This is a genomic window from candidate division WOR-3 bacterium, from assembly GCA_016867815.1.
Lineage (GTDB): Bacteria > Hydrothermota > Tepidihabitantia > Tepidihabitantales > Tepidihabitantaceae > UBA2258.
In genome coordinates this window covers 1-2558 of the sequence record VGIR01000192.1, presented here as the reverse complement: position 1 = coordinate 2558, position 2558 = coordinate 1, and the positions used below count along the sequence as shown (strand labels likewise).

Genomic DNA, 2558 nt, shown 5'->3' with positions numbered 1-2558 from the left:
CATCGGGCACCGACCCACTTTCGGCGGCGAGACCCGCACCATCGAAGCACACCTGCTCGACGTGCAGCTTGCAGCCCCCCCGCGCACTGCCGTGTTCCGCCTGGTCGACCGTCTCCGCCCGGAACGCCGGTTCGAGAGCCCGCAAGCGCTCGCATCCCAGATTGCCGTTGATGCTGTGACCGCGCGGCGGATGTTCGCCGCCAGCCGCAACCTTGACAGCCAGACGGCGTCCAATAGTCTATAGCCTCTTGCTTCAAACCAACAGAACGCAGGTGATTCCTCGATCCGGACTAGCCCTCCGGCGAGAAGGCAGTTTGCCTGCGCGACCCGGAGGTTGAAATGATGATTCCAATTGCACTTTGCGTAGCTGCATTGCTTGGTGCCGGCCCTCTGTCCGCTCCCGACTCGGTGGTTGTTCCGATGTGGGCGGACACAACGGTCGAGATCGAAGCAGTGGTGTTTCCGCCGGCCGAAGCGGCGTTGCCGCTGTTCTACCAGATCGCCTGGGGCGACGGCGACACGGTCGACTGGACCGAGCCACTGCACAGCCTGGTCGACGTCAGTCGCTATCACACCTACGAGATGCCCGGTCAATACCAGATCTCGGTCCGTGCCAAGGACTCGCTGGGTCGGACGTCTGACTGGAGCCGACCTCGAAGTATCTGGGTCATGCCCGAGCCGATACAGAAAGGCTTCTTCCCCACCCTCGACTCGGAAGCGATCGTCGCGTCGCCGACTCTGGACCTGCACGGGAACATCTACGTTGGGGACGAGGGCGGCACCTTCTACTCGCTGAACCCAGTCAACGGTGAACTGAGATGGCTGTTCAAAGCCAAGGATGCCATCTACGGAGCCGCCGCCATCGTCGGCGATCGTGTCTACGTCGGCTCGCTCGACTCGAATCTCTACTGCCTTGACACGACCGGCAAGCAGCGCTGGTCGCGGTATCTGGGAGATGAGATCTACTGCACGCCGGCGATCGGCGTCGACGGCACTGTCTATGTCGGCACCGACAATGGCACCGTCACCGCCATCGCACCTGATGGCAGGAAGAAGTGGAGCTACAAAACCGGCGACGACATCGCCGGCTCGCCAACCGTGGGACCCAAGGGACACATCTACATAACCTCCGACTCGGTCTACTGCCTCGACGCCCGGGGACGCCGGCGCTGGGCGTTCGGCGCGCCCGAGGGCGAGTACTTCTATGCCTCAGCGGTCGTCGATGAGAACGATGTCACGTACGTCGGCAATGTCGACGGCTTTCTCTACTGCCTCGGTCCGGATGGCCGGCAGCAGTGGCGGTCGCCGGTGCCGGACGGCGACGAGGTACGGCCGGAGGTCGTGGTGGGGACCGACAGCTCCCTGTACTTCGGAACCGACGGCGACTACCTGTGCCGCAAGACCCCACAAGGCACCCCGACCGTAGCTTACGAGGCACTCGACGTCCTGGTAGGCACCGCCGCGGTCAGCGACAAGGGCACGGTCTATTTCCTGCCGGACGACGGCACCCTCTACGCCCTGGCTGCGAACGGCCGCCTGCTGTGGTCGCGCGAGGTGGCGTCGGGCGAGAAGCAGGTCTACTACTCATCATCCCCGACCATCGGACCGGACGGCGTTGTCTACGTCGGGTCGTGGGATGGAGGTCTCTACGCGTTCCGCACTGACGGCCCGGCCGCGAGCACGACCTGGCCCCAGTACCGGCACGACCCGCAGCATACCGGCCGAGTGGTCCGTCCGTCGAAGTGAACACGAACCAGGCTCCCGCATCATATCCGCGTCTTGTAGCGTCCGAGTCAGGCAGCGGCCCGAATCACGGGCTGCTGCCGGTAAGGAGTTGACATGCTTGACATCTACCTGGCGCCCGGCCGGGCCTTCGCCCGCCTGAAGGAAAAGCCCACGTGGCTCGTTCCGCTGGTCGTCGTGATTATCTGCAACATGCTGTTCGCCGTTCTCTCCAGTCACTACGTTGACTGGGAGAAACAACGCCAGGTCGCGCTCGAACAGATGCGCGAACGCAACGTCCCGGAGGAACAGATAGAGAAGGCGACCGAGGGCATGGACAAGTTCTATTCCAGTCCGGTCATGCGCTACGGCATGCCCGTTGTCAGCGTGCTCTTCATCAGCGTCATCGCGGCGCTGTTACTCGCCGTCCTTTTCAACGTCAGCCTGCCCCTGTTCGGCGGCACCGGCGACTTCAAACGCATGTGGTCCATCATCTGCAACGCCAGCCTGGTCGTGGTGCCGGCGGTGATAGTGCGCGGTCTACTGGTCCTGCTCAAACGCTCGGCCGAGGTCACGACCAGCCTGCTCGTGGCTGCGCCGGACCTCAAACAGCCCTTCCTCAAAGCCCTGCTGTCCCAGCTTGACATATTCGATTTCTGGAAGTTCCTGTTGATTGCCATCGGGCTCAGGGCTGTGTTCGGGCTGAAGGATTCGAAGGTGTACACGCTTTCCTTCGCCATCTGGCTGGTCGTCATGTTGCTGCTGTCGCTCGTCGGAATGCGCGCGGTCGGGAGGTAGCACGTGCTGCTGCTGCTGTTCGCGTTGGTATCAGCTCC

General features: G+C 63.1%; 3 protein-coding genes. All 3 read left to right on the top strand.

Translation table 11 applies throughout. From position 1 onward, the window contains the following. Window positions 1-244: bifunctional riboflavin kinase/FMN adenylyltransferase (locus FJY68_14195; GenBank protein ID MBM3332973.1), on the top strand; the 244-nt coding region annotated here is incomplete at its 5' end. 95 nt (window positions 245-339) lie between these two features. After that, entirely contained in the window at window positions 340-1746 is a 1407-nt protein-coding gene (locus FJY68_14190) for a PQQ-like beta-propeller repeat protein (GenBank protein ID MBM3332972.1), read from the top strand. A 93-nt stretch (window positions 1747-1839) separates the two neighbouring features. Beyond that, window positions 1840-2520: a YIP1 family protein gene (locus tag FJY68_14185; GenBank protein ID MBM3332971.1), complete on the top strand. Its 681-nt coding sequence runs from the start codon at window positions 1840-1842 to the stop codon at window positions 2518-2520. Window positions 2521-2558: the final 38 nt, after the last annotated feature.

Bases quoted from the DNA above. Each gene is read 5' to 3' on its own strand.
- FJY68_14190 (MBM3332972.1), top strand. From the start codon at position 340: ATGATGATTCCAATTGCACTTTGCGTAGCTGCATTGCTTGGTGCCGGC.
- FJY68_14185 (MBM3332971.1), top strand. From the start codon at position 1,840: ATGCTTGACATCTACCTGGCGCCCGGCCGGGCCTTCGCCCGCCTGAAG.